Origin of the sequence: Myxococcus sp. AM009, from assembly GCF_013372605.1 — a bacterium.
In the GTDB taxonomy this organism is placed as follows: domain Bacteria; phylum Myxococcota; class Myxococcia; order Myxococcales; family Myxococcaceae; genus Myxococcus; species Myxococcus vastator.
Genome location: NZ_JABXEP010000014.1, coordinates 49,093 through 74,615, shown reverse-complemented (window position 1 = coordinate 74,615; position 25,523 = coordinate 49,093). Strand labels below are relative to the sequence as shown.

Genomic DNA, 25,523 nt, shown 5'->3' with positions numbered 1-25,523 from the left:
CGAGGCGCCACGCCGCGTCAGGGGCGCCATGCCGAAGCTGAACCAGATCATCGCCGTCGAGAAGGGCGTCAAGAACCGCTCCCAGCAGGAGCTGACGCAGGCCCACCACGACCTCCAGAAGCCGCAGCTGCTCAGCGGCATCTCCCGCACGTATCAGCCCCGCGACGAGGAGGGTGAGCGCTTCCCCCCCGAATCCACCCGCGTGCAGGTGCGCACGCAAGACGTCCTCAAGAAGACGCAAGAGATTCTCACCCGGCTCTTCGACGTCACCGCGACCAAGGACCTCACCAACTGTCACGCGAAGGCGGACGTGCGGGTGGATGGCAGGGTCCTGCTGAAGGGTGTCCCCGCCACCTATCTCCTCTTCCTGGAGAAGCAGCTGGTGGACCTCCACACCTTCGTGATGAAGCTGCCCACGCTGGACCCGTCGGAGTCGTGGGTTCCCGACCCGGCGCAGGGCCTGTGGGCCACCGAGCCCGTGCAGACGGCGAAGACGAAGAAGGTCCCCCGCAACCACGTGAAGTCCGAGGCCACCGAGAAGCACCCGGCCCAGGTGGAGGTCTATTACGAGGACATCGTCGTCGGCTACTGGAAGACGGTGAAGTTCTCCGGAGCCCTCCCCGCCACGCGCATGAATGACCTGCTGGAGCGCGTGGAGAAATTGCAGCAGGCCGTCAAGTTCGCCCGCGAAGAGGCGAACGCCGTCGAGGTGGAGGAAATGAAGGCCGGCGAGGCCCTCCTCGGCTACCTGTTCGGCTAGACTCACGGCCGCAGACCTTTTGGAGTCCAGACTCAAACTCAGCAGCAGCTTCACGCCGAGCGTTCTCCGGCCGTCCCCCAGTGCAGGTTCGAGCCCTGCCCCCGCCATTCAGCACCACCTGCGGCGGGGTAGCCCAATCACGGTAGAGGCAGGCGGCACCACGAGCGCGCGAAGCACCCCAAACTCAAGTTCCCACTCCAGACTCAGCATTCGCTGTCGCAGGCCCGATCAACCGTTCCCGCCCCCTCCCTCGTGATGCTGGTGCAATTCCAGCCCGCCGCTCCACTCCACCTTGCGCGGCGGTCGTTCAATCGCAGGACCCGAGGTCTCAACCGCAGGCGGGAACTTAAACGTGCGGGTCTCATCCATGGCAGCACCCCGAGCCCGGGCAGGAGGACACCCTGCTCGGGCTCACTTCTTTCCAGCGGCGCGGCGGGACTTGACGCGCCTGGGCGGGAGCGCTCGGATGCGCCCCCATGAACCGGCTGCTGACCCGCGCTGAAGCGTCGAACTACACGCAAACGTCCCTTCACTCCGACGTGCTGGCCTTCGTGGACGCGCTCTGCGCCCGCACGAAGCTCGCCCGCCGGGTGGACTTCGGCCTGAGCGGCGAGGGCCAGCCCCTGGCGGCGTTGGTGGTGAGCGACCGCGGCTGCTTCACGCCCGAGCAGGTGCGCAAGCAGAAGAAGGTCGTGGTGATGGTGGAGGCCAACATCCACGCGGGCGAAGTCGAAGGCAAGGAGGCCGTGCTCGCGCTCGCGCGCGACCTCACCCTCTCCCGACTGGGGCAGACGCTGCTCGACAAGGTGTGCCTGGTGCTGGTGCCCGACTTCAACCCCGACGGCAACGACCGCATCAGCCCGAACAACCGGAAGCTCAACCTCCAGGACCTCGAGGGACAGGTGAACCCCGAGGGCGGCGTGGGCACCCGCTACACGGGAGAGGGCTGGAACCTCAACCGCGACAGCACGAAGCAGGAGGCCCCGGAGACGCGCGCCATGGCCGCGTTGCACCAGACCTGGTGGCCCCACGTCTTCATCGACTGCCACACCACCGACGGCAGCATCCACGCCTTCGACCTGACGTTCGACACGTCCCATTCCAACGAGCCGCTCTTCTCCAAGCTGCGCGCCTACAACCGGGGCCTGCTGGAGCGCGTCGCCAAGGCCGTGCAGGGCCGCCACGGCTTCGACAGCTTCTGGTACGGCAACTACAAGGACGAAGGCGACCCGCGCTCGGGCTGGCACACGTACCCGGCGCTGCCGCGCTTCGGCAGCCACTACCGGGGCCTGCTCGGCCGGCTGGACGTGCTGCTGGAGACGTACAGCTACATCGACTTCCCGCGCCGCTGCGCGGTGATGCGCGCGTGGCTGCTGGAGCTCTTCCGCGACGCGGCCCGGAACGCCGCCACCTACCGCGCCATCACCGACGAGACGCAGGCGGACATCATCGCGCGGGGCAAGGCTCCCGACGTGGAGACGCTCGTCGGCATCAACTACGGCGTGGCCACGCGCGATGACAAGGGCGCGCTGGCGTTCGAGTACCCCGCGTACGCCCGGCCCGGGGACACGGCGAACATCCTCGCGTTCGACGAGGCGAGCATCACCGCGCGGCGCTACCCTGGTAAGCGCAAGCGCACCTACACGATGCCGCACCACCGGACCTTCGTCCCCACCCAGTCCGTGAGCACCCCGGAGGCCTATCTGGCCCCCGCGGAGCTCGCGCCCCGACTGGAGGGCCATGGCATCCAGTTCGAGCGGCTGCCCAAGCCCCGGCCGATCACGGTGGACAGCTACCGCGTGGCCCGGCGCGAGGAGACGTTCAGCCCCGACGTGGCGGCGAATGTGCCGCCGCCCGGCGAGGCCGAGGTGCCGCTCAGCCAGAAGCCCAAGCCGGTGCGCTTCGAGACGGTCCTCACGGTGGCCCCGGAGCGCGCCACGCGCGAGTTCCCCGCGGGGACGCTCTACGTGCCCACGGCCCAGCGCGCCGGAACGCTCGCCGTGTACCTGCTGGAGCCCCACTCCGATGATGGCTTCTGCCGCTGGCAGTTCCTCGACGGCGCCATCACCCCGGGTGAGCTGTACCCGGTGCACCGCGTGGTGGGCTCCGCCACCGCGCCGAAGAAGGCGGAGTAACCTTGGCCGGCGGGGCAGCGCGCCGGGCGCTCAGCGGCGCCGGCTGGGGGGACGCCGGTCGTCACGGACTTCCCGCCGGGACTGGTTCAGCTCCCGCTCCGCCACCTGGATGAGCTCCAGGATGAGCGTGCGCTTGTAGCTCAAGGCCCCGGGCTGACGCAGTCCCTCGATTTCGTCGAGCTCGCGGGCAATGGCCTTCCGTGTCCGCAGCGCGGCGTGCTCGGCGCGCAGGTCGCTCCGAGCTTCGGCGGCGGAGGCCCGGCCCCACTGGGCCGCCCGGGGTCCGCCCCACTGGGCCACGCGCGCATCCCGCCGGGACCGCCGCGACTGCGCCCAATCCTTGGACAGCTCCCGCTCGCTCTCCGCCAGCTCGGCACGGAGCAGCTTGCGCAGACTGACCTCCACGTTCGCCATCCGCTGTTCGCTCCGGCTGCTCCACGCGGCATCGAAGCGGGCCAGCAGTTTCCGCAGGTCCTCCACGTCGCGGCGGTCATCGCGCAGCTCGCTCCGCTCCACGCGCGTGGGACGGGGGCCGTAGCCCTGGGCCTGGGCACTGCCAGTGAGGAGAAGGGCTGCGACCAGCGCGGAAGCGATGCGGTTCATGGGGTGCGTCCTCGTGAGCTCAGGGCCCGCCGTCGTGTTCATGAGGACAGACGCATGCTCCGCGGATCTATTCAGTACCCATCACCCCGCGGTGGGCGGCGAACTGTGCGACACCACACACCTCTCCCGGCACGCCGTCGCACGTTGGGGATTCCGTTCGGGTGAATCCAAGCCCATCTTCCTGGAATGGAACCCAGCAGCGCGTCAGGACGACCGAAGGAGGACGCGCCAGTGCGCGCCACCATCCTCAACGTCAATGACACGCCCGCCATCCTCTACCTCACGGGCCGCATCCTCACGAACGCGGGCTATCACGTCGTGGAAGCCACCAGCGGAACGGAGGCGCTCCGGCTGGCGAGCGGGCGCCCGGACCTGGTGCTGCTGGACGTGCACCTGGCCGACATCGACGGCTACGAGGTCTGCCGGCGCCTTCGGGGGCAGGAGGAGACGCGCGACCTGCTGATCGCACACCTGTCCGCCGTCTCCGTCCGCCGCGAGGACCGGCTCCGCGGGCTGGCCCAGGGGGCGGACGCCTACTGGACGACGCCCCTGGGCGACGACGAGCTGCTCGCCAATATCGAAGCACTGCTGCGGCTGCAGACACGGGCCCAGGCGGCGGTGCAGCTCCGCGACGAGTTCCTCGCCATCGCGGCCCACGAGCTGAGGACACCGCTCACCGCGCTGCGGCTCAACCTGGAGCGCGTGCTCCACCACCTGGCCCGCACGCCGGGCGATACGGTGTCCCGGAAGACCGTTGAAGCCAGCACCGCACCCGCGCTGCGTCAGTTGGTCCGAATGCAGCAGCTTCTGGACACACTGTTGGATGTGTCCCGGGTGGGAAACCGGAGGATGCGCCTCCATCTGGAGATGATGGACCTGGCCGAGGCCGCGCGCGACGTGGCGCAGCGGCTGGCCATGCATGCCCGGGCAGCCGGCGTGGAGCTGACGCTGGCCCTGCCTGAGCGGCCCGCGCTGCTCGCGGGAGACAGGCTCCGGCTGGAGCAGGTCATCAGCAACCTTCTCACCAATGCCTTTCGCTACGGCGACGGCAAGCCCGTCCGCCTCATGGTGGAGGAACATCCGGACGTCCTCCGGATTCGCGTCAGGGACCAGGGCATTGGCATCGCGGCGCAGGACCTGGCCCGCATCTTCAACCGCTTCGAGCGCGCGGTCACCACCGCGGGCACGGAGGGGCTGGGCTTGGGGCTCTACATCGCCCGGGAAATCGTCGCCGCGCACGAAGGAACACTCACCGTGGAGAGCCAGCCGGGCGAAGGCTCGACGTTTCAAGTCACGCTGCCCCGTCACCGGGTGGAAGCGTACTGACCGAAAGGAAGGCGTGTCGTGTCGTCAGGGGAAGACGGTGGAAGCGAGCGCAAGGCGATGCCAGCCCGGTTGGAGACCGGCGTACGCCGGCTCGACTTCATCACCAAGGGCGGCCTGATCCAGGGCGCATCCTACGCGGTGCTGGGCCCTCCCGGCTCGGGCAAGACGTTGTTGGCGCACCAGATTGCCTTCTGGCATGTCAAGCATGGCGGCAAGGCGCTCTACGTGACGCTGCTCACGGAGTCCCACGCGCGCATGCTGGCGAACCTGGAGGCGATGTCGTTCTTCGACGCGTCCGTCATCCCCGACAAGCTCCACTACATCAGCGCCTATCACCAGTTGGAGACCGAGGGCCTCAAGGGGCTCCTGGAGTTGGTGCGGCGCGCGGCCCGGCAACACCAGGCCACGCTGCTCATCATGGACGGCATGGACGCGGCGAAGGAGTTCGCGCGCGGCGACCTGACCTACAAACGCTTCCTGCAGGAGCTGCAGACCTTCATCGGCATCATCGGCTGCACGACGATACTGCTGTCACCTCACTTCGCCAGAGACATGCCCCCGGAGACCACGGCGGTGGATGGCGTCTTCGAGCTGTCCCTCTGGCTGTCGGGACCGCGTGCCGTCCGCGAGCTGGTCGCGCTCAAGTTCCGGGGCAGTGACTCCTTGCTCGGCAAGCACGAGCTCGAAATCTCCAACCGGGGCATCATCATCCACCCTCGCACCGAGGTGCTGTTCTCCAATCCCCAGGAGAAGGAAGAGGGGCAGCGCAGCCGGATGGCCTTCGGGGTTCCTCGCCTGGACAAGTCCCTCCACGGCGGCCTCTTGTCGGGGTCCACCACCCTGCTGCTGGGCGCTCCCGGCACGGGCAAGACGCTGCTGGGCCTGCGCTTCCTCCTGGAGGGCGCCAGACAGGGACAGCCCGGTGTCTACTTCGGCTTCTACGAAACGTCCCAGCGGCTCATTGAAAAAGCCGAGGGCGTGAGCATGGGCGACTTCAAGAAGTACGTGGACGCGGGGCTCATCGAAATCCAGTGGCAGCCGCCGCTGGAGCACAACCTGGACGCGCTCGCCGAGCGGCTGCTGGAGCGCATCCAGGAGCGCAAGGTGAAACGGCTGCGGCTCTTCGTCGACAGCATCGCGGGCTTCCGCTCGGCGTCCGTCTACCCAGAGCGGATGAGCCGCTTCTTCTCCGCCCTGTCCCACCAGCTGCGGATGCTGGACGTCACCACCGTCTACTCCGATGAGACGGCCCTCTTCTCCCCGAACGTGGACGCCCCGCAGCCAGATGCCACCGCGTACGTGGAGAACGTCATCCTGCTGCGCTACGTGGAGCTGCGCTCCCAGCTCTACCGGCTGATCTCCATCATGAAGATGCGGGAGAGCCAGTACGACAGCGGCATCCGGGAGTTCTCCATCACCGACAAAGGCATCACCGTCGCGGAGACCTTCGAGAGCGCCGAGGCCGTGCTCACCGGCCATGCCGTGGTGAGGGGAGCACGGCCCAAGGCCAAGGCCAAGAGAAAGCCGCCCATGGGCGCCAAGGCGGCGGCGAAGAAGGCGGCCCGGAAGCCCAAGCGGAAGCCCGCGGGGCGGAGGCCCTCATGAAGACGATTCTGGTCGTCGACGATGAGAGGGACATCGCGGAAGCGGTGAAGTCCATCCTCGAGGACGAGGGCTACCGGGTCGTCACCTGCTCGAATGGCCGTGAGGCACTCGACTGTCTGAAGGACGCGCGTCCAGACCTGGCCATCATCGACATCATGATGCCGGTGATGAATGGCTTCGAGACCATCCGGGCCATCCGCAGCTCGCGGGAGTTCGCGTCGCTGCCGGTGCTCATCATGAGCGCCATCGACCCGTCGGTGCGGCCGCCCGACTACGACTGGGCGGGGTTCCTCAAGAAGCCTTTTTCGCTCGAACGCCTGCTGGAGCAGGTGCACCAGCAGCTGCCGCCCGTCCGGACGCCAGCGTGATGACGTTGCCCTCCGTCTACTCCTTGCGCAGCAGCACGAACTCCACGCGGCGGTTCAGCTCGCGCCCGCGGGGCAGCAGGTTCGGCGCCTTGGGCCGGGTGTCGCCCAGGCCCACGGTTTCGATGCGCGACGCCTCCAGTCCCGCGGCGACCAGGGCCTTGGCCACGGCGTCGGCGCGCGCCTCGGACAGCGTCTTGCGGGCGGCGGCGGCGGGGCGTTCGCGGTTGTCGGTGTGCCCTTCGATGCGGAGCCGGAGCTTCTCGTCCCGCACGAACATGTCCATCAACAGGGCCAGCCCCGCGGTCGTTCCCTTGCGCGGCGCGGCCTGCTTCTCCGCGAAGCGCGGCGCGCGCGGCAGCTCCACCACGTCCTTCTTCAGGCGCACCTTCTGGGACTTCTTCACCGGCGCCTTCGCCAGGGTGAAGGACACCGTGGGCACCGCCTCCCGGGAGAGCGTCACCTTTCGCGTCTGCGCCAGGTAGCCCTGGGACAGGACGTCCAGCCAGTACTCCCCAGGCGGCAACATGACCTCCACCGGCTTGCGCGCCTTGCGGTCCACCATCACCCGCCGCGGCGCCCCCGAGGTGGACTTCACGTACACCGTGGCCGCGACGGGCCGCTTCCCCGCCAGCACCTTCAGCAGCAGCTTCGCGGGCGCCACCGGCCCCTGCTCCGGCGCCTCCACCGTCTTCACCGGCGCGGCCACGGGCGGCGTCGGTGAGATGGGGCTCGTCACGGGCGGCGGGGGTGGCTTCGCGGGCGCCCGCGCCACCGGTACACCCGCGTCCGGAACATCCGGAATGGCCACGTCCGCCAGGGCGGCCGTCATCTCCGCCTTCACGTCATGGGACAGCTTCAGCTTCAGCCGGGGATCCGGCGCGGTGGGGTTGATGGCGGGAAGCACCCGCACCCGCGCCCGAAGGCCGCGCTGCACCTGCACCGTCACCGACGCCGTCAGCTTCCAGAGGAAGCCGCTCTCCTCGCTGAAGAGGTTCCAGGACTCGTTGGCGTAGGTGACGTGCGAGACGAGCGTGTAGGAGCCCTCCTCCACGGTGAGCACCGCGAGCCGATGCACCCCGGGGCCGTTGAGCTTGTCCAGGCCGGGGATGGCCAGAGGCTGGCCGTTGACGAGGAAGTCCGCCTCCACCAGCTTGTAGCCCCGCGACGTGCCCGCGCCGGGGAGGCCCTCGAAGGAGATGACGATCTCCGGCGGCGGCGTCTTCACCAGCGCCTGGAGCTGCCGGTCCAGGTCCTCGCGCGCCCGCTGCTCCACGGCGGAAGGCTCCGCCGCGCGCGCGGAGGTGGCGAGCAGGGCCATGAAAACCAGAAGGGGGACTTGAGCGGAGATGGCGGCCACGGGGGCTCACAGCATCGCACAACCTGGCGGCTCCGCGAGTTGTCCGCCACCCCGGCTGACGGCCAGCCAACCCTCGGCCGCCTTCCCTCCCCTGTCCAGGTATCAGGCTGTTTCAGGAGTGAAGGGACTTGTAGCTCCCATGCGGCGAGGTTTCTCGCGCCACGAGTTCCAGCTACCCACGAGGGCCACATCAGCGCTACGCCTACGGGTATGACCGACTTCCAGTTCCAGGACATGCTGCCGCTGGGCAAGGACGAGACGCCATACCGGCTGCTCTCCAAGGACCACGTCTCCACCTTCGAAGCTGGCGGCCGCACCTTCCTCCAGGTCGCGCCCGAGGCGCTCACCCTGCTCACCCGCGAGGCCATGCGCGACATCGCGCACCTGCTGCGCCCCGGACACCTGAAGCAGCTCTCCCACATCCTCGAGGACCCCGAGGCGTCGTCCAACGACCGCTTCGTGGCGCTGGAGCTGCTGAAGAACGCCAACATCGCCGCCGGCGGCGTGCTGCCCTCCTGCCAGGACACGGGCACCGCCATCGTCATGGGCAAGAAGGGCCAGTACGTCATCACCGGTGGCAATGACGAGGAGGCCATCTCCCGAGGCGTGTTCGACACGTACCAGACGTCGAACCTGCGCTACTCCCAGATGGCGCCGCTGGACATGTACAAGGAGGTCAACACCGGCAACAACCTGCCCGCGCAGATCGAGCTCTATGCGACGGACGGTGACGCCTACAAGTTCCTCTTCATGGCGAAGGGCGGTGGCTCCGCCAACAAGAGCTACCTGTTCCAGGAGACGAAGGCGCTGCTCAACCCGCAGAGCCTGCTGAGCTTCGTGGACGCGAAGGTTCGCGCGCTGGGCACCGCGGCCTGTCCGCCGTACCACCTGGCCATCGTCGTGGGCGGCACCTCCGCCGAGTACGCGCTGAAGACGGCCAAGTACGCCTCCGCGCGCTACCTGGATTCGCTCCCCACCGAGGGCAACCACCTGGGCCGCGGCTTCCGCGACGTGGCGCTGGAGCAGGAGATCCTCAAGCTCACGCAGCGCACCGGCATTGGCGCGCAGTTCGGCGGCAAGTACTTCTGCCACGACGTGCGCGTCATCCGCCTGCCCCGCCACGGCGCGTCCTGCCCGGTGGCCATCGCGGTGTCGTGCTCGGCGGACCGGCAGATTCTGGGGAAGATCACGAAGGACGGCGTCTTCCTGGAGCAGCTGGAGGCCGACCCGGCGAAGTACCTGCCCGAGACGACGGACAGCCAGCTCGGCGGCGAGGTGGTGAAGGTCGACCTCAACCGCCCCATGAGCGAGATTCGCGCCGAGCTGTCGCGCTACCCCATCAAGACGCGCCTGATGCTCAGCGGCCCGCTGGTGGTGGCGCGCGACATCGCCCACGCGAAAATCAAGGAGCGCCTGGACGCCGGCAACGGCATGCCCCAGTACCTCAAGGACTACATGGTCTACTACGCGGGCCCGGCGAAGACGCCGGAGGGCTATGCCTCGGGCTCCTTCGGCCCGACGACGGCCGGTCGCATGGACGCGTACGTGGACCAGTTCCAGGCCGCGGGCGGCAGCTTCGTGATGCTGGCCAAGGGCAACCGCTCCCCCGCCGTCACCGAGGCCTGCAAGAAGCACGGTGGCTTCTACCTGGGCTCCATCGGCGGCCCGGCGGCGCGGCTGGCCAAGGACTGCATCACCAAAGTAGAGGTGCTCGAGTACGCCGAGCTGGGCATGGAGGCCGTCTGGAAGATTGAGGTGGTGGACTTCCCGGCCTTCATCGTCGTGGACGACAAGGGCAACGACTTCTTCGCCAACATCAACAAGCCGTCGGCGGCGAAGAAGGCCTGAGCGGGAGCCACCCGCCCCTGACGCTCAGGGCCGAGGCGGCTCCCCTGCCGTGGGAGCCGCGGGCGGGGCGCGCCGCTTGGGGATGATGGAGCGGCGCGGCCCCTTGAGGGCCACGCCCAGCAGCATGGTGGCGGGGAGCAGCATTCCCAGCCCCTGCGTGAGGTTGTCAGGGGGCCTCACGATGGCCCCTGCCGCCAGGATGGCGAACAGCAAGCCACAGACGAGCCGAAGGATGAAGGCGTTCACCCCTCCAGCCTAGACAGTCCGTGGCCGCTGTCCACCAGCCCCGTCCGGCGGGGCTACCAGATCTTGACGCGCTGCTCGGACGGCAGCCAGTTGCCGTCGCCCTGCTTCACGCCGAAGGCCTCGTAGAACTCCGGCATGTTCCGCACCACGCCGTTGACGCGGTACTGCGGCGGCGAGTGGGGGTCCGTCAGCAGCATCTGCCGCATGGCATCATCCCGGTACAGGCCGCGCCAGATCTGCCCCCAGCCCAGGAAGAAGCGCTGGTCGCCCGTGAAGCCGTCGATGACGGGCGGCGTCTGGCCCTGGGTGGACAGCTTGTAGGCCTGGTACGCCACGGTGAGGCCGCTCAGGTCCCCGATGTTCTCCCCCAGCGTGAGCTTGCCGTTGACGCTCATGGCCTCCAGCGGGCTGAAGCCGCTGTACTGCTCCACCAGCATGTTGGTGCGCTGCTCGAAGCCCGTCTTGTCCTCGGGCGTCCACCAGTCGCGCAGGTTGCCGTCGCCGTCGGAGCGGCTGCCCTGGTCGTCGAAGCCGTGGCTGAACTCGTGGCCGATGACACCGCCAATGGCGCCGTAGTTCGTCGCGTCGTCCGCCTCCGGGTTGAAGAACGGCGGCTGGAGGATGGCGGCCGGGAAGACAATCTCGTTCATCGTGGAGCTGTAGTAGGCATTCACCGTCTGCGGCGTCATGCCCCACTCCTCGCGGTCAATGGGCTTGCCCAGCTTGCCCACCGCGCGCTGGTGGTCGAACAGCTCGCCCCGGCGCACGTTGCCCACCAAGTCCCCGGCGACGATGTCCAACGAAGAGTAGTCCCGCCACTTGTCCGGGTAGCCGATCTTCACGCCGAACTTCTCCAGCTTGGCCCGGGCCTGCGCCTTGGTGGCGGGGCTCATCCAGTCCAGCCCGTCAATGCCCTTGCGGAAGGCCTCGCGCAGGTTGGCCACCAGCTCCTGCATGCGCTTCTTGGAGTCGGGGCTGAAGTGGCGCTCCACGTAGAGCTGGCCCACGGCCTCGCCCACGACTTCGTTCACCTGGGCCACGCCGCGCTTCCAACGCGGGCGGTTCTCCTCCAGGCCCTGGAGCGTCTTGCCGCGGAACTCGAAGTGCGCCTGTTCAAAGGCGCTGCTGAGCAGCGGCGCGCGGGTGTCCAGCACCTTCAGCGTCAGGTACTGCTTGATGACCGGCAGCGGCGTGGACTTCAGCAGCCCGCCCAGGGCCTCCATGTAGTCCGGCTGACGGACGATGACGGAGGGCGTGGCCTCCGCGCCGGACGCCTTGAGGAAGCGGCCCCAGGAGAAGCCCGGCGTCAGCGCGTCCAGCTCCGCGACCGTCTTGGGGTTGTACGTCTTCTCGCGGTCGCGGTTGCGCGCCCGGTCCCACTGCTTCGCGGCCAGCGCCGTCTCGAACGCCATGACATCCTGGGCGGCCTTCTTCGCGTTCTTCTCACCGGCCAGCGTGAGCAGCTTCTCGAGGTAGGCCACGTACGCGGCGCGGACCTCGACGAAGCGCGGCTCCTGCTTGGTGTAGTAGTCCCGGTCCGGCAGGCCCAGGCCCAGCTGCGTGGCGTAGACGGTGTAGCGCGTGGCCTGCTTCTGGTCCTGGCCCACGAAGATGCCGAACGGCGCCGGCACGCCTTCGCGCAGCAGCGTCGCGAACAGCTCCGGCAGCGCGTCCGCGCGCTTCACGGCCTTCACGCGCTCCAGCTCGTCGCTCACCGGCTTCAGGCCCAGCGACTCGATGTGCTGGGTGTCCATGAAGCTGTTGTACAGGTCCCCCACCTTCTGCGCGGTGGAGCCGGGGTGGCGCTCCTTCGCGGCGGCGGACTCCTCGATGATGGCGCGCATGGCCAGCTCGGCCTTGTCCGCCAGCTCGATGAAGGTGCCGTACCGGGCGCGGTCCGCGGGGATGGACGTCGTCTTCAGCCAGTTGCCGTTGACGAAGGTGTAGAAGTCGTCCTGCGGCCGGACGCCGCGGTCCAGGTGCTTCAGCTCCACGCCCAGCGAACGCACGGCCTCCGTGGAGGCGGCCTGGGCGGCGGGCACGGCCGGAGGCGGCGCATCATCTGCAGGGGGCGGCTGCTGCGTGGTGGCACAGCCGGTGAGGAGCAGGGTGCCCAGGGCGCTGCGGGCCCAGGCACGGCGGGAGACGGTCTTCAGGGGGCTCAATGCGGCTCCGAGAGAAATGAGGGGCGGCGGATGCTGCCAGACGCGGAGGGTCGTCGTCCCTCCGGGCAGGCAGGAAGAACATCCGGGCGCGGACCCTATTCCATGGAGCGGGCCCCACCCGCACCTTCCGCGCGGTGGGACCCCTCACTGCGCGCGCTACCGCCGCGGCGGGCCCAGCACGGGCGCCGGTACAGGCGCGGGCGTGGGCGCTGGTACAGCGGGCGTCACCGTCACCGCGACGTCCTGGGCCAGGGCGTCCACGTCGTGGAAGCCCTTGGCGCTCACCTCGGCGCCGCGAAACAGGGCCCAGCCCGGCAGGCCGCGCTGGTAGGCGCGCGTCATGTGCCAGAGCTGAAGTCCACTGTTGGACACGAACAGGTACAGCGACCGCTTCGGGTTCCAGGGGTTCGGCAGCGCCACGGCCAGGCCATCATCCGGGCGGCCGTACGTCTTGCCCTGCCAGCGGAAGTAGCGCCGCCCCAGCTCCACGGGGAGCTGCTTCTCGGTCGCCAGCCGCGCCAGCAGCGCGTTGTCCTCCGCGCCGCCGAAGAGGACCAGGTCCCGGTCCGCCAGCTCCGCGTCCGTCACCTCTGCGTCCGGTTTGATGGGCATCAGGTACTCCACGAACGCGTCCGCCAGCACCTCGCGGTAGCCCAGCGCCAGCGTGCGCATGGACTCCGTCTGGCGCGCTGTGCCGTGCACCAATAGGAGCTTCTCCCAGGCGTCGAGCTGGTTCGACAGCGTCTGGTGGTGCTCGCGCGGCACCGGGATGTCATTGCCGGCGTTGAACACCACGCGGACGGGCGGCTCCGCCGTGCGGAAGGTGAACGTCTCGTTGAGGCCCTTCACCTCCACGCGCTCCAGCGTGGCGCCCTTCGCGGTGCGCACCTCCACCAGCGTGACGAAGTGCCAGGGGCGCGAGCCGGGTTGCTCCACCTTCAGCGTCACCTCGTAGCCGTCCTTCACCTGCGCGGCGCTGGCGCGGAGGCGCGGCTGCGGCAGCCCCGTCTGCTCCACCCACTGCGACACGAGGAGGCCCACGTCCCGGCCGGTGGCCTCCAGCACCGCGCGCTTGAAGTCCGCGGTGGTGACGTTCTTGTTGGCGTAGCGGCCATGCAGGGCGTTCATCGCCTTGGAGAAGGGGGCGTTGCCCAGCAGCAGCCGGAGCTGGTGCAGCAGGAAGGTGCCCTTGATGCGCGGCAGCATGTAGGCGCCGTAGCGGCCGTAGTCCGTCTTCGCGGAAGCCGGCACCACGTCCGCCTCGCGCGAGGTGGTGAAGAGGTAGCGCGCGTTGAGGTCGGCCAGCGCGTCGCGCTGGTACTCGAAGGCCTTGTCGGACGTGTCTCCACCTGCCGGCAAGCCCTTGAGCAGCTTCCAGTACGCGGCGGTGCCGCTGACCAGCCAGTTCTCCCCATCCGTCGCGGGGAACACGGTGTTGGCCCACAGCAGGGGCCGGCCGAAGACGAACGCGTCCTTCACCTTCGACACGTCACGCTTGAGCGCGGCCGGCGCGGCGGGAGGCGTCCAGCCCTTGCGAGCGGCCTCCAGCTTCTCCGCGACGACGACGGGGCTGAACGCCGTGTAGCCCAGCGACAGGTGCGGCGTGGCGCCGGGCAGGTCGGGAATCCACCGGCCCCCCACCATCTTCTCGCGCAGCGTCGTCTTGCCGTAGTGGGCCAGGAACATCAGCTTCTGGGCCATCTCCGACGTGGTGACCTTGCCATCACACGCGTGCGGCCGGTTGATGGGGCTGGAGGCCAGCATCCGGATGGCGGTGTCCAGGTCGAAGCCCTTCTTGCCGTGCTTCGCGTAGTACTCCTGGAAGGCGATGTCGCGGTTCCAGGTGTTGAAGGCCAGGTCCACCGGGGCGTTGTCCGGGTTGGGCACGTACTCCTTGCGCACCTCCAGGTCCCGGTTGTTGTTGTTGGCCCAGATGAAGTCCTTGAGGTTGCCCGGCGTGTCCCCGGCCTGCCCCTTGCCGCCGGTGCGCCACAGGCGCGTCTTCTTCGTGCCCAGCAACAGACACGCGCCCTCGTCCGTCTTCGTGTCCGCCAGCGTCCAGTCGTTGGTGTAGAGGCCGTTGTTGCCGTCCTTCATGATGCGGGCGACGTCGTCGATGGACGACGCGTACTGCGCCGCCTTGCGGATGCGGTTGCTCTGGGGCGTGCCATTCATGTCGAACGGCGACTGCCCCACCGTCGTCTCGCCAATGACGATGCCGGCGGCGTTGACGTACCAGTCCGCGCCGCTGTGGATGCCCCCGGGGAAGGTCTGCATCACGAAGCGGTGGCCCCTGGTGGGCTTCACGTCCAGCACCACGTCCCAGTGGACGCCCGTGTAGCCGCCCCACATGAAGATCTGCCCCATGATGGCGCGGCCATCCGGGGTGGCGGACTTGGTGGCCACGAAGGAGGAGCAGTGGTCCCCCTTCCCCGCCCGCTCCGCGTCCTCCTCCGCCTTGAGGAAGGTGCGGCCGGTGAGCGGCGTGCCCGTGGCGCGGTTCGCCTCGGCGAGCTGCCCCGCGTCCACGGCGGAGTTGAGCGTGACGATGTCCAGCAGGTCCAGCTCGCGGTCCTTGAACTTCGCGCCCGCCTTGTTGGCGCCGTCCGCGATGCCCTTCATCTCCTCCAGGAACTCCGTGTCGTACTTGCGCAGGAAGAGCGCGTCCGCGAGCAGCCGCCGGTGGTTCCACCCCTTGGAGGCGTCCGTCTTGTCCTTCTCGATGCCGAGCTTCTCCATGTAGCGGACGATTTCTTGTGGCACCAGCCGGCCGAACTGGTGACCCCGCTCGTAGGGCTCGCCCTCGATGTGGACATAGATCCACCCGCCCTCGTCATAGCGGAAGCCCTTGCCGGCCCAGCGCACCGACTCCAGGGGGATGTAGGCGGTGATGTCGTCCACCTTCTCCATGCGGACGTCGTCGAACCAGGCGGTGCCCGTGGCCTTGCCGTTGCGGCCCAGGTGGAGCTGCACCCGGTCCGAGGACTGGGTGGCGAAGAAGAGCACCGACGCGCGGCCTCCCGCCTCCGTCGCGGGCGCGGGCGAGCAGTTGGTGAAGGGGAAGCTCTTCATCGACAGGCAGGCGCCGTGCGCCGTGGGGTAGCGCGCCTGCGGGTCCGCCTGGACGCCTCGGGTGCGGACCCAGGCGCTGAGCCGGTAGAGCTGGCCCACCTGGAGCTTCATCGCCTCGGACTCCACCGTCGTCTCGGCGCCGCCCACCGGGTTCTCGATGGCCAGCCCGCGAGCGCCCTCCACCTTCGCCGCGGCGCTTCCGGACGCCTTCCCCTGGCCTCGGGCCTTCCAGAAGGCGGGGAGCGAGCCGGAGCCCCCCGCAATCTCGAAGTTCCCGTTGGGCACGGCGACAGGCGAGGAGGCGGGCGCGGCGGCCCATGAGGGTGCCGCGTGGAGCGTGCTCGCGGACAGCAGCAGCGCGCCGAGCAGCTTGGACGTCATGCGAAAAGCGGACATGAGGCTCCCAGCCCGGAAGGGACGCCGGGCATCGGGTGGAGGTGGCCGGGGCGCATGACACCCCCGCCCTCCCCGAGCGTCAATCGCGATGCGCCACGACACGGTGATGACGCACGGCGGCTACCGGGCTGTCCGTCCGTCCTTCAACGAAGGACCCAGGCGCTCGTGCGGAGGAGCAGCCGGGCCGCGCGCCGGACGGCATCCACGCGGCGCGCCGCGGTCGCTGGCGGGGTGACGGGCGCATCCCAGTCAAAGGTGCGGAGCCGGTTCAAGAAGCCCTGCTGGACGCAGCCCTCCAGGCTGAAGACGTGGAGGTCATGCGTCCAGCGCACCGCCAGACGCAGGTCGCGCGAGAACTCCGTCCAATCCAGGGGCTTCGCGGCGAAGGCGCCGGGCAGCTCCACGCCGCCGCCCGTGACGCCCACCGCCAGGGACTGACTTCCGGGCCCGTAGCTCCAGAGCACGGAGGGGCCGTAGGGCCGCAGGAAGCTGGTGTAGAGCATGAGGACCTCCCGGTCCGCCGGCAGGTCGAGCACGCCCGCCAGCCGCTGCACCAGCGTGGAGCGCGACTCCCGCTCGTCCACGATGATGGGGAACTGGTAGGCATCCACCCGGTAGCCGTCCGCGCGGATGCGCTCCATCAGCCGCGCGTACCCTGCCCGCGCGTCCCGGACGCGGCGCCCCTGCACGAGCCTGGGCAGGATTTCGCCCAGCTGCCGCCACCCGCCCTCCATCCACCGCCGCAGCTCGCGGAGGTCCGGCTCGATGTCCAGCCCCACGCCCTCCCACGTCAAGCCGTGCTCGGCCGTCCAGGCCTGGAAGTCCTCGTAGCGCGCCGTGGCCTGCGCCACGTTGCCCGCATGGAACCAGTAGCCCTCGTCGTCGGGCAGCAGCAGCCACGCCGTGACGGGGATGCCCACCCGGTTCAGCCGCTGGACCACCTGCGCCCGCTCCGGCCCCAGGTCGAGCAGGCCCAGGCTCACCCCGGCCTCCAGCGCCGCCAGGTCCTCCACGACGCCAGCAGTGGCGAACAGCTCGCGCAGAGGCTCCGCCTCCAGCTCGCAAAAGAAGGTCAGCATGTGAGGTTTCATGTCAGCCCCGCGCCTCCCTACGCACCGCTTGGGGACAGTGCGGCATACCACCGTGGAGGAGCCTCAGGGCGTTCCACGAGGGCCGGCTGTTCGATCACGTCCATCCGCGCCTCCCGGACCTCGATACCAGCAAGCGATTTTATCGCGCGGCGCTGGACGCTCGGGCGCCCCGGGCGTCAGAAGGTGGACGAGACGTACCGCGCGCTGACGCGGTGATGACCTTCAATGATTACGAGCAGTCCATGTCGTCCCCAGATGGCACCGATACCCTGCTCCTCATCGAGAGCGTCAAGCCCCGGCTGCGAGGCGTGTCCCACGCCGTGGCCTTCGTGGCGGCGCTGCTCGGGTGCATCCAGTTGGCGCTGCTGCCGGCGCGCGGCCCCCAATACGTGGCCGACCTGGTGTTCGGCGGCAGCCTGGTGCTGATGTTCGGCGTGAGCGCCACCTACCACCGCTTCACCTGGGGCATGGACGCGTACCGGCGCATCCAGCGCTTCGACCACGCGGCCATCTACATCCTCATCGCGGGCTCATTCACCCCCATGGCCACGCTGGACACCACGGGTGACACCAGCCGGTATCTGCTCTGGTTGATGTGGGTCGCCGCGCTGACGGGCGCGGGCCTCACGCTCATGGGGGTGCACACCTCGCGGGGGCTGCGCTCCGCGCTCTACGTCGCGCTGGGCGCCGTGGCCGCGCCGGTGATGCTGCGACTGCCGGAGGTGATTGGCTCCGGGCGCGTCGCGTGGCTCGTGCTGGGCGGCGTGCTCTACGCCGTGGGCGCGGTCATCTACGCGCGCCGCTGGCCCGACCCGATTCCCACCGTCTTCGGCTACCACGAAATCTTCCACCTGCTCGTCGTGGCCGCGGCGGGCGTGCACTACGCCGTCATCCTGGACATCGTGGGCGGCGCCTGACGCCAGCGCTATCTCCGGTGACAGCTGGCGTAGGGCCATTCCCGCTCGCGCTCGCAGCGGACGAAACAGGCGTAGCAGTCTCCCGCCCATCGTCCCCTCCCCGCCTCCCTGCAATGGGCATGGGTGTCCACGCAGCGCCGCTTCCATCCGGCATTCGCGCCGTCGTCCCGATTCACCTCGCGCTCCTTCGTCACGGCCCGGATTTCCGACAGGTAGACGACAGCTTCCGAGGCGGAGAGGCCGCACAGCTCAGGTTGCGTCGGATGACGCTGGAGGCAACATGAGGTGGTGTCGAGACACGCCGTGGTGGAAGCCGGAGCGGGCGCGGAGGTTGCGCGACGGCTGACAGGGCCCGTGGCGCCGCTGGAGCAGCCCAGCGCCAGGCTCGCGAGCGCGACGAGGAGGGACGCGGAGAGGTTCGGCATGGAAGATGCCTAGAACACGAGGCCCCCTCCGCCGACCATCACCCTGGATGGGTATGGCCAGGGCGTCCGCGCCGCCTCGGCGTCCGCCGTTTCAGTAGGACCAGGGGAAGCGCTTGAAGTCGCGCTTGCGCTTCTGGACGAAGGCGTCGCGGCCTTCCTGCGCCTCGTCGGTGCCGTAGGCCAGGCGCGTGGCCTCGCCCGCGAAGAGCTGCTGGCCCACCAGTCCGTCGTCGGGCAGGTTGAACGCGTACTTCAGCATCTTGATCGCCGTGGGGCTCTTCGTGTTGATCTCCGCGGCCCACTCCAGCGCGAACTCCTCCAGCTGCGCGTGGGGCACCACGGCGTTGACCATGCCCATCTGGAAGGCCTCCTCCGCCGAGTAGTTGGCGCCCACGAAGAAGATCTCCCGCGCCCGCTTCTGGCCAATCTGCCGCGCCAGCAGCGCCGAACCGTAGCCCGCGTCGAAGGACGCCACGTCCGCGTCCGTCTGCTTGAACACCGCGTGCTCCTTGCTGGCGATGGTCATGTCACAGACGACGTGGAGGCTGTGCCCACCCCCCACGGCCCAGCCCGGCACCACGGCGATGACGGCCTTGGGCAGGAAACGAATCTGCCGCTGGACCTCCAGGATGTGGAGCCGGCCCAGGCGCGCGGGGTCGGACTCGCCCTCCTCGCCTTCGTACTTGTAGCCGTCCTTGCCGCGGATGCGCTGGTCACCGCCGGAGCAGAAGGCCCAACCGCCATCCTTGGGCGACGGCCCGTTGCCGGTGATCAGCACGCACCCCACGTCCGTCATGAAGCGCGTGGCCTCCAGCGCCCGGGACAGCTCGTCCACGGTGCGAGGCCGGAAGGCGTTGCGCACCTCGGGGCGGTTGAACGCGATGCGGACCGTGCCCTGGTCCACCGCGCGGTGGAAGGTGATGTCCTTGCACTTGAAGCCCTCGACGGCCTTCCAGCGCGCTGGATTGAAGATGTCCGAGACCATGGTGTTCTCACTCGGGGGGAGAGAAGTGGATGCGCGCGGACCCTAGGCGCAGCGGCAGCGCCCGTCCAGGGATGCGCGCGCAGCCCGCACGGGGGCCAATTGTCCGAACCTCGCGGGAGTGCTCAGACCCCAGCCGTAGCGCTCCGTTGGGCGCCCTACAGCGACACGCGGCAGCGCCAGGGCCCTGCTTGTGCGCGGCGGGAAGACGGGTGTTCCCTGCCGCCAGGTGAGTCCTGAGCGAGGGAGAACCATGCACCTGGACCCGAGGTTCCTGCTGCACCGGCGCGCAGTGCTGACCGCGATGGTGGGAGGCGCGGCCGCCTCCGTCCTGGGCTGCCGGAGAAAGCCGACGCCCACCCCCACGCCGGAGGGCGTCTACATCCCCGACGTGAAGTCGGGCGAGGACGTCTTCGGCTACGTCCAGCGGCTCCGGGGCGGCTTCGACGACACGCTCTACAAGCAGGTGCTGGGCGCGGCCAATACCTTCAAGGAAGGCGACTCGCTGGTGGGCGTCGCCGCCGCGGATGAGCACTCGCGTGCGAATGCGCGCAGGCTCTTGGGGCACACGCGGCTGGCGGACGTGCGGCGACACCCATTGCTCCAGGACGCGTTGCACGCGCTGAGCCTGGAGGCCGAGGACCCTCAGGCGACGGCGCGGACGGCGGACTGGACGCTGGGACGGCTGCGGCGATTCCTGCTGGAGTCCGACGAGGCCGCCATTCATGCCATCAGTCCCGGCCTGGGCAGCGACGCCATTGGCTGCGTCGTCAAGTTGATGAGCGACGCGGAGCTCATCGCGCTGGGAAGAAAGGTGTTCAACCCGCTGCCGGGCAGCAACGTGGGCGCGCGCGGCTACATGGGAGCGCGCATCCAGCCCAACTCGCCCACCGACAACGTGGACGACATCCGCTGGCAGGTGTTCGACGGCTTCTCATACGCGGTGGGCGACGTGGTGCTCGGGTGCAACCCGGTGTCCTCCTCGCCGGAGTCCGTGGCCGCCATCGAGTCCGCGCTGCTCGAGGTGCTGGTGACCTTCGGGCTGACGGACGTGCTGCCCCACTGCGTGCTGTCCCATATCGACGTGCAGGCGGAGGTGGAGCGGCGGCAGCCCGGCACCACGGGCGTCTGGTTCCAGAGCATCGCGGGCAGCGACAGCGCCAACGCGACCTTCGACATCTCCGTGGAGAAGATGCTCGCCTATGCGGACGCGCGCACCGGCCCCTATGGGCTCTACTTCGAGACGGGCCAGGGCGCGGACTTCACCAACGGCCACGGCCATGGCTACGACATGGTCCTCCATGAGTCGCGCAAGTACGGCTTCGCGAGGGCCCTGTCCCAACGCGTGGCCCGTGCGCGGCAGGGCGCGGCGCCGTGGGTGCACCTCAACGACGTGGCGGGCTTCATTGGACCGGAGGTGTTCCGCACCCGCGAGCAACTGGTGCGCTGCTGCCTGGAAGACATCGCCATGGGCAAGCTGCACGGGCTCACCATCGGCCTGGACATCTGCTCCACGCTGCACATGGACGTGTCACTGGACGACCTGGACTGGTGCATCGAGCGCATCATGCCGGCGAATCCGGCGTACCTCATGGCGCTGCCCACGAAGAACGACCCGATGCTGGGCTACCTCACCACCGGGTTCCAGGACCACGTCCGCGTCCGCGAGCAGTTCGGCTACAAGGTGGATGACCGGATGTGGGCCTTCTTCCAGCGCCTGGGCGTCATCGACGCACAGGGGAAACCCACCTCTCACTTCGGAGATCCGATCTGGGTCTACCTCCAGTACCTGCGCGCGAAGGGCGATGCCCGGCCGGAGGCGGATATCCGGGCGGACGCGGAGCAGCAGCTTTCCGCGATTCGCGCGCGCGGCGTGCCCATGGCGCGTGGATACGGCGCGCACCCCTGGGACCTGGAGCCCACGCTGGACGCGGAGCTGCGCCGTGTCTATGCGGACTCGAAGAAGAGCCTGTGGACGGAGCTGACGCCCGCGTTCATCACCACCGTGCCGGAGGGCGTGCGGCTGGTGTCGAAGTCGCAAGACCGGACGGAGTACATCCTTCATCCGGAGACCGGAGAGCAGCTCGATGCCGCGTCGCTGGAGGTCGTGCGCGCGCTGAGGACACGGCACGCGGGACGGTATGACGTGCAGTTGATGGTGTCCGATGGACTCAACGCGCTGGCCATCATGGACGAGGGACAACTCGCGCCCTATCTGGAGGCGCTGCGCGCGGCGCTGATTGACGCGGGGTACCAGCCCGCGCCGGAGCATCTGGTGCTCACGTCCGGGCGCGTTCGCGCGGGCTACCGCGTGGGCGAGGCGTTGTACGCGGGCCTGGAGGACGCGGCCCGTCGCCGGGCCCTCATCCACGTCATTGGCGAGCGGCCCGGTACAGGGCACCACACCTTCTCCGCGTACATCACCGCGCCGCCCGGGGCGGTCTGGTCCCAGGCTGGAAAGGTGGACCACAACATCACCCGCGTGGTGTCCGGGGTCGCGCTCACGGCGTATGCGCCCACACTGGCCGCGCCGGAGACCGTGCGGCTGCTCCAGCAGATGGCGCCCCTGGGCGGGTGACGTCCGGGGGCGACGGCGCGCGGCGCTCGTGCGCGGGTCAGTCCACGACCGCGGTGGCTTCAATCTCGACGAGGACGCCCGGCTCGAAGAGTACACAGACGCCAATCAGCGAGGCTGGCGCCGGCGCGATGTTCAACTCCTTGGAGACCTGCTCGATGCCGGCCAGGAAGTCGGGCATCCGCTCGTGCTTCCAGTCGACCACGTAGATCGTCAGTCGAACGACGTCGTTGAACGTCGCCCCGGCCGCCGCGAGGGCGATGGCGACGTTGCGGTAGGCCTGCGCCACCTGCCCAGCCAGGTCCCCGCGTGCGACGAGCTGCCCATCCGCGTCGTACGCGACCTGCCCGGCGATGTGCACCTGCCGGCTGCCAATGGCGATCGCCACCTGTCGGTACACGTCGGGCTTCATCATTCCTTCGGGGTTCATCAGGGTGACAGGCATGGGTGCTCTCCAAATGGCGGGGTTGAGGAACGGAGCGATTGCCGGATGCGTATACCGAGCCCACTGACGAACGGCGTTCCCCACTCCAGCGACCCGAGGGCTACAATCGAGCGTCCGCCATGAAACGCGCCCACCTGGATGAGATCTTCGCCTTCATGGCTGTCGTGGACGCGGGCAGCTTCGTCGGCGGTGGCCGGGCCATCGGGCTGACGCGCTCCGCGGCGGGCAAGGCCCTGGCCCGGCTGGAATCACGGCTCGGGGTGCGCCTGCTCAATCGCACGACGCGCCACGTGAGCCTCACCGACGATGGCCGTGTCTTCCATGAGCATTGCCAGCAGGTCCTGGCGGCTTTGGATGAAGCGGAAGCCAGCGTTGGAGATCGCACGGGCACGCCCCGGGGCGTCTTGCGGATCACCGTGCCCGACGCATTCGGCAGACTGCATGTCCTGCCTGTGCTGAAGAAATATCTGCAGACCTGGCCTGACGTGCAGGTGGAGGTGAGCTTCACCGACCGCGTCGCGGACATCATCGAGGAGGGCTACGACCTGGCCGTGCGCATCAATGTGACCAGCACCGACACGCGGCTGGTGTCCCGGCTCGTGGCGCAGCATCGGGTGTTCGTCTGCGCCGCCCCCTCCTACCTGGCCGCGCGCGGCGAACCCCAGACGCTGGAGGAGCTCGCGACGCATGATTGCCTGCTCTTCAGCAGCCGGTCGCGCCGGCAGCGCTGGCGACTGCGCCCGAAGGGGGGCGCCTATGCGACGGTGGAGGGACGAAGCCGCCTTCGGCTCGACAGTGGCGAGGCCCTCCGGGACGCGGCGGTCGCCGGACTGGGCATCGCCTTTCTTCCCGCCTTCCTGGTCGGCGAGGACCTGGCGCGTGGACGGCTCAAGGCGCTGCTGCCGTCATGCGAGACGGAGGTCGTCCGCATCATGGCGTTCTACCCGAGCAGGCGTCACCTGCCAGCCAAGGTGCGGCGCTTCATTGACCTGCTGGTCGCGTCGTAGCGCCACCGCAAAGGTGGCCAACACTCACACTCCGCACCTTCGCACCGGACGAGTTCGCCGGGCGCGACCCCCAACTCACCGTGGCTCCTGTCAGACGCTCCAGGTAGGGTGGCGCTCACTCACGCCACCATGAATCCCGCCGAGAAAGCCGCCCTCCTCCTCGAGCGCCTCCGTGAAGCCCATCCGGATGCGCGCTACGAACTCAACTGGTCCACACCCTTCGAGCTGCTCGTCGCCACCATCCTGGCCGCGCAGTGCACCGACGAGCGCGTCAACCGCGTCACCGCCACTGTCTTTCCCAAGTACCCAGGTCCCCAGGCCTTCGCCGACGCGGACACCGCCGCGCTGGAGGAGGACCTCAAGCCCACCGGCTTCTTCAAGCAGAAGACGAAGTCCGTGCAGGCCATGAGCCGCGCGCTGCTCGACACGTTCGGCGGTGAAGTCCCCCGCACCATCGCCGAGCTGGTGACGCTCCCAGGCGTGGCGCGGAAGACGGCCAACGTCGTCCTCAACACCGCCTTCAATCTCCCGTCCGGCATCATCGTCGACACACACGTGGCGCGCGTCAGCCAGCGCCTGGGCCTGACGAAGAAAGACAAACCCGAGGCGATTGAAGAAGACCTGATGAAGCTGGTGCCCCAGGAACAGTGGACCTTCTTTGGCCCCGCCACCGTCCTCCATGGGCGTTACACCTGCACCGCAAAGAAACCGAAATGCGATGACTGCCTCGTGAAGGATGTATGTCCGCGTATCGGCGTGTAACCCAATCCCTGTCCGCTTCTGGGACGCGGAAAGACACGCATCAAAAGCGAAGGAATTCGCAATGGCGGTCGCTGTATGACGTTGTTACGCCATCATGCCCACCGCCCCTTCCTCCGCTGCATCCGCGCCGCTCGCCGAAGCCCGCCCAGTCGAGGCGGGTGAGCGACTGGAGCTGCTCGACGCGCTGCGTGGCTTCGCGCTCTTCGGCATCCTCATCTCCAACGTGCAGATGTGGTTCAGCGGCAGGGTGTTCCTGCCCCGGGAACAAGCCGAGGCGTCCATCGCCAATGCCTCGCTCCTGGACACCGTCACCCGGTATGCCTTCGAGGTGCTGGTCTCCGGGAAGTTCATCACCCTGTTCGCCTTCCTCTTCGGCCTGGGCTTCGCGGTGCAGCTCGGCCGGGCCGAAGCGCGCGGTGGCGGGTTCGTCCCGCTCTACGCGAGGCGGCTGACCGTCTTGCTGGTGTTGGGTGTCCTGCACCTGTTCCTGCTCTGGTACGGCGACATCCTCTCCTCGTATGCGCTGATGGGCTTCGCCCTGCTGCTCCTGCGGCGGCGTTCGGACCGGACGGTGCTCATCATCGCGGCGGTGCTCGTATTGCTGTTGCCGGTGCTCACGAACCTCCTCTTTCGGCTGCCGCAGCTCCTGGCGGAGTCACCCGAGGCCGGTGCCGCGGCCATGGCCGCGGCCCGCGAGAAGTCCACCGCCCTTCAAGCGCGGATGCTGACGGCCATCACCGGGGGGAGCTGGTGGGAGGTGACGAAGACCAGCGCCGGGTTCTACCGCGATGAGTTCTTCTTGATGATGCTGTCCGGACTGCTGACCTGTCTGGGCCGCTTCGCGCTCGGGCTCTGGGCGGGACGACGCGGCATCTTCCAGGACGTCCCCGCGCACCTGGGGTTCTTTCGTCGCCTGCTCGGCTGGGGGCTGGTGGCCGCGGTGGTGGGCTCCGCGCCCGGCCTGGCGGTGACGGTGCTCATGCAGAACAAGGTGCTCACGCCGGAGACGATGCCCGTGTGGCTGCCCCTGGTGCTCGCGCCGCTGCGCAACCTGGCACAGGTGGGGCTCGCGGGCGTGTACGTGGCGGGCATCACCCTGCTCTTCCAGCGCGCCACCTGGCAGCGGGCGCTGGGGCTGCTCGCGCCCGCCGGGCGCATGGCGCTGACGAACTACCTGGCGCAGACGGTCATCAGCCTGCTCATCTTCTACGGCTATGGCCTGGGACAGGCGGGCAAGAGGGGACCGTTCGCGTGCGTCGTCATCTGCGTGGGCGTCTTCTGCGTCCAGGTGCTGTGGAGCCACCTGTGGCTGTCACGCTTCCGCTTCGGGCCCGTGGAGTGGGCGTGGCGCTCTTTGACGTACGGAAAGGCACAGCCCATGCGGCGCGCCGTGTCCGCCCCACCGCCCGCGCCCCTGGCGGCGTGACGGGCTCGACCT

The 25,523-nt window shown here is 68.9% G+C and carries 19 protein-coding genes; 11 read left to right on the top strand and 8 right to left on the bottom strand.

The features are described from left to right. Positions 1 to 28 precede the first annotated feature (28 nt). Positions 29 to 760: a hypothetical protein gene (locus HV824_RS05950; protein WP_176410627.1), complete on the top strand. Its 732-nt coding sequence runs from the start codon at positions 29 to 31 to the stop codon at positions 758 to 760. Positions 761 to 1,236: 476 nt separating this feature from the next. Further along, the gene (locus tag HV824_RS05945; protein WP_176422863.1) at positions 1,237 to 2,895 is read left to right on the top strand and encodes a M14 family zinc carboxypeptidase; all 1,659 of its coding nucleotides are present in this window, start codon (positions 1,237 to 1,239) and stop codon (positions 2,893 to 2,895) included. Between the two features lie 30 nt (positions 2,896 to 2,925). Here HV824_RS05945 and HV824_RS05940 read toward each other — a convergent pair whose 3' ends face one another. Then, positions 2,926 to 3,498, bottom strand: coding sequence for a hypothetical protein (locus HV824_RS05940; protein WP_176418362.1), 573 nt, complete (start codon positions 3,496 to 3,498; stop codon positions 2,926 to 2,928). A 231-nt stretch (positions 3,499 to 3,729) separates the two neighbouring features. Here HV824_RS05940 and HV824_RS05935 point away from each other — a divergent pair, with 231 nt between their 5' ends. Genes HV824_RS05935 through HV824_RS05925 form a run of 3 tightly spaced genes read left to right on the top strand, consistent with a single transcriptional unit; the run spans position 3,730 to position 6,797 of the window. Beyond that, entirely contained in the window at positions 3,730 to 4,824 is a 1,095-nt protein-coding gene (locus HV824_RS05935) for an ATP-binding protein (protein WP_368670950.1), read from the top strand. Positions 4,825 to 4,842: 18 nt separating this feature from the next. Beyond that, on the top strand, positions 4,843 to 6,429 hold the full coding sequence (locus HV824_RS05930; protein ID WP_368670951.1) for an RAD55 family ATPase: 1,587 nt from the start codon (positions 4,843 to 4,845) through the stop codon (positions 6,427 to 6,429). After that, on the top strand, positions 6,426 to 6,797 hold the full coding sequence (locus HV824_RS05925) for a response regulator (RefSeq protein ID WP_176418364.1): 372 nt from the start codon (positions 6,426 to 6,428) through the stop codon (positions 6,795 to 6,797). Before HV824_RS05930 ends, HV824_RS05925 begins: the two co-directional genes overlap by 4 nt. A gap of 16 nt (positions 6,798 to 6,813) precedes the next feature. Here the strand turns inward: HV824_RS05925 and HV824_RS05920 are convergent, their stop codons facing one another. Beyond that, on the bottom strand, positions 6,814 to 8,115 hold the full coding sequence (locus HV824_RS05920) for an OmpA family protein (RefSeq protein ID WP_217917134.1): 1,302 nt from the start codon (positions 8,113 to 8,115) through the stop codon (positions 6,814 to 6,816). 249 nt (positions 8,116 to 8,364) lie between these two features. Between HV824_RS05920 and HV824_RS05915 the strand changes: the two genes are divergently transcribed. Continuing rightward, positions 8,365 to 10,002 (top strand): fumarate hydratase, encoded by a 1,638-nt coding sequence (locus tag HV824_RS05915; protein WP_176418366.1) that lies wholly within the window; start codon positions 8,365 to 8,367, stop codon positions 10,000 to 10,002. A 24-nt stretch (positions 10,003 to 10,026) separates the two neighbouring features. On the opposite strand, the gene HV824_RS05910 is transcribed toward HV824_RS05915, so the two are convergent. The 4 genes from HV824_RS05910 to HV824_RS05895 form a co-directional block, all read right to left on the bottom strand. Further along, a complete protein-coding gene (locus tag HV824_RS05910; protein ID WP_176418367.1) occupies positions 10,027 to 10,248 on the bottom strand; it encodes a hypothetical protein in 222 nt (73 codons plus the stop codon). A gap of 53 nt (positions 10,249 to 10,301) precedes the next feature. Next, a complete protein-coding gene (locus HV824_RS05905; protein ID WP_176418368.1) occupies positions 10,302 to 12,413 on the bottom strand; it encodes a M13 family metallopeptidase in 2,112 nt (703 codons plus the stop codon). A gap of 156 nt (positions 12,414 to 12,569) precedes the next feature. Continuing rightward, positions 12,570 to 15,881 carry a C45 family autoproteolytic acyltransferase/hydolase gene (locus HV824_RS05900; RefSeq protein ID WP_176418369.1) on the bottom strand — a complete coding sequence of 1,104 codons (3,312 nt, stop codon included), beginning with the start codon at positions 15,879 to 15,881 and terminating at the stop codon, positions 12,570 to 12,572. A 143-nt stretch (positions 15,882 to 16,024) separates the two neighbouring features. Next, a complete protein-coding gene (locus tag HV824_RS05895; protein ID WP_255207800.1) occupies positions 16,025 to 16,960 on the bottom strand; it encodes a hypothetical protein in 936 nt (311 codons plus the stop codon). A 254-nt stretch (positions 16,961 to 17,214) separates the two neighbouring features. Between HV824_RS05895 and HV824_RS05890 the strand changes: the two genes are divergently transcribed. Continuing rightward, the gene (locus HV824_RS05890; RefSeq protein ID WP_255207799.1) at positions 17,215 to 17,889 is read left to right on the top strand and encodes a hemolysin III family protein; all 675 of its coding nucleotides are present in this window, start codon (positions 17,215 to 17,217) and stop codon (positions 17,887 to 17,889) included. A 516-nt stretch (positions 17,890 to 18,405) separates the two neighbouring features. On the opposite strand, the gene HV824_RS05885 is transcribed toward HV824_RS05890, so the two are convergent. Further along, the gene (locus tag HV824_RS05885) at positions 18,406 to 19,299 is read right to left on the bottom strand and encodes a 1,4-dihydroxy-2-naphthoyl-CoA synthase (protein WP_176418372.1); all 894 of its coding nucleotides are present in this window, start codon (positions 19,297 to 19,299) and stop codon (positions 18,406 to 18,408) included. 250 nt (positions 19,300 to 19,549) lie between these two features. On the opposite strand from HV824_RS05885, the gene eutB reads away from it, so the two are divergent. Then, positions 19,550 to 21,874 carry an ethanolamine ammonia-lyase subunit EutB gene (gene eutB / locus HV824_RS05880; protein WP_176422862.1) on the top strand — a complete coding sequence of 775 codons (2,325 nt, stop codon included), beginning with the start codon at positions 19,550 to 19,552 and terminating at the stop codon, positions 21,872 to 21,874. A 37-nt stretch (positions 21,875 to 21,911) separates the two neighbouring features. On the opposite strand, the gene HV824_RS05875 is transcribed toward eutB, so the two are convergent. Beyond that, positions 21,912 to 22,316 (bottom strand): RidA family protein, encoded by a 405-nt coding sequence (locus HV824_RS05875; protein ID WP_176422861.1) that lies wholly within the window; start codon positions 22,314 to 22,316, stop codon positions 21,912 to 21,914. Between the two features lie 119 nt (positions 22,317 to 22,435). Between HV824_RS05875 and HV824_RS05870 the strand changes: the two genes are divergently transcribed. The 3 genes from HV824_RS05870 (at position 22,436) to HV824_RS05860 (ending at position 25,511) form a co-directional block, all read left to right on the top strand. Then, entirely contained in the window at positions 22,436 to 23,323 is an 888-nt protein-coding gene (locus tag HV824_RS05870; RefSeq protein WP_176422860.1) for a LysR family transcriptional regulator, read from the top strand. Between the two features lie 129 nt (positions 23,324 to 23,452). Next, entirely contained in the window at positions 23,453 to 24,085 is a 633-nt protein-coding gene (gene nth / locus HV824_RS05865) for an endonuclease III (protein WP_176418377.1), read from the top strand. A 94-nt stretch (positions 24,086 to 24,179) separates the two neighbouring features. Then, positions 24,180 to 25,511, top strand: coding sequence for a DUF418 domain-containing protein (locus HV824_RS05860; RefSeq protein ID WP_176418378.1), 1,332 nt, complete (start codon positions 24,180 to 24,182; stop codon positions 25,509 to 25,511). The last annotated feature ends 12 nt before the right edge of the window (positions 25,512 to 25,523 follow it).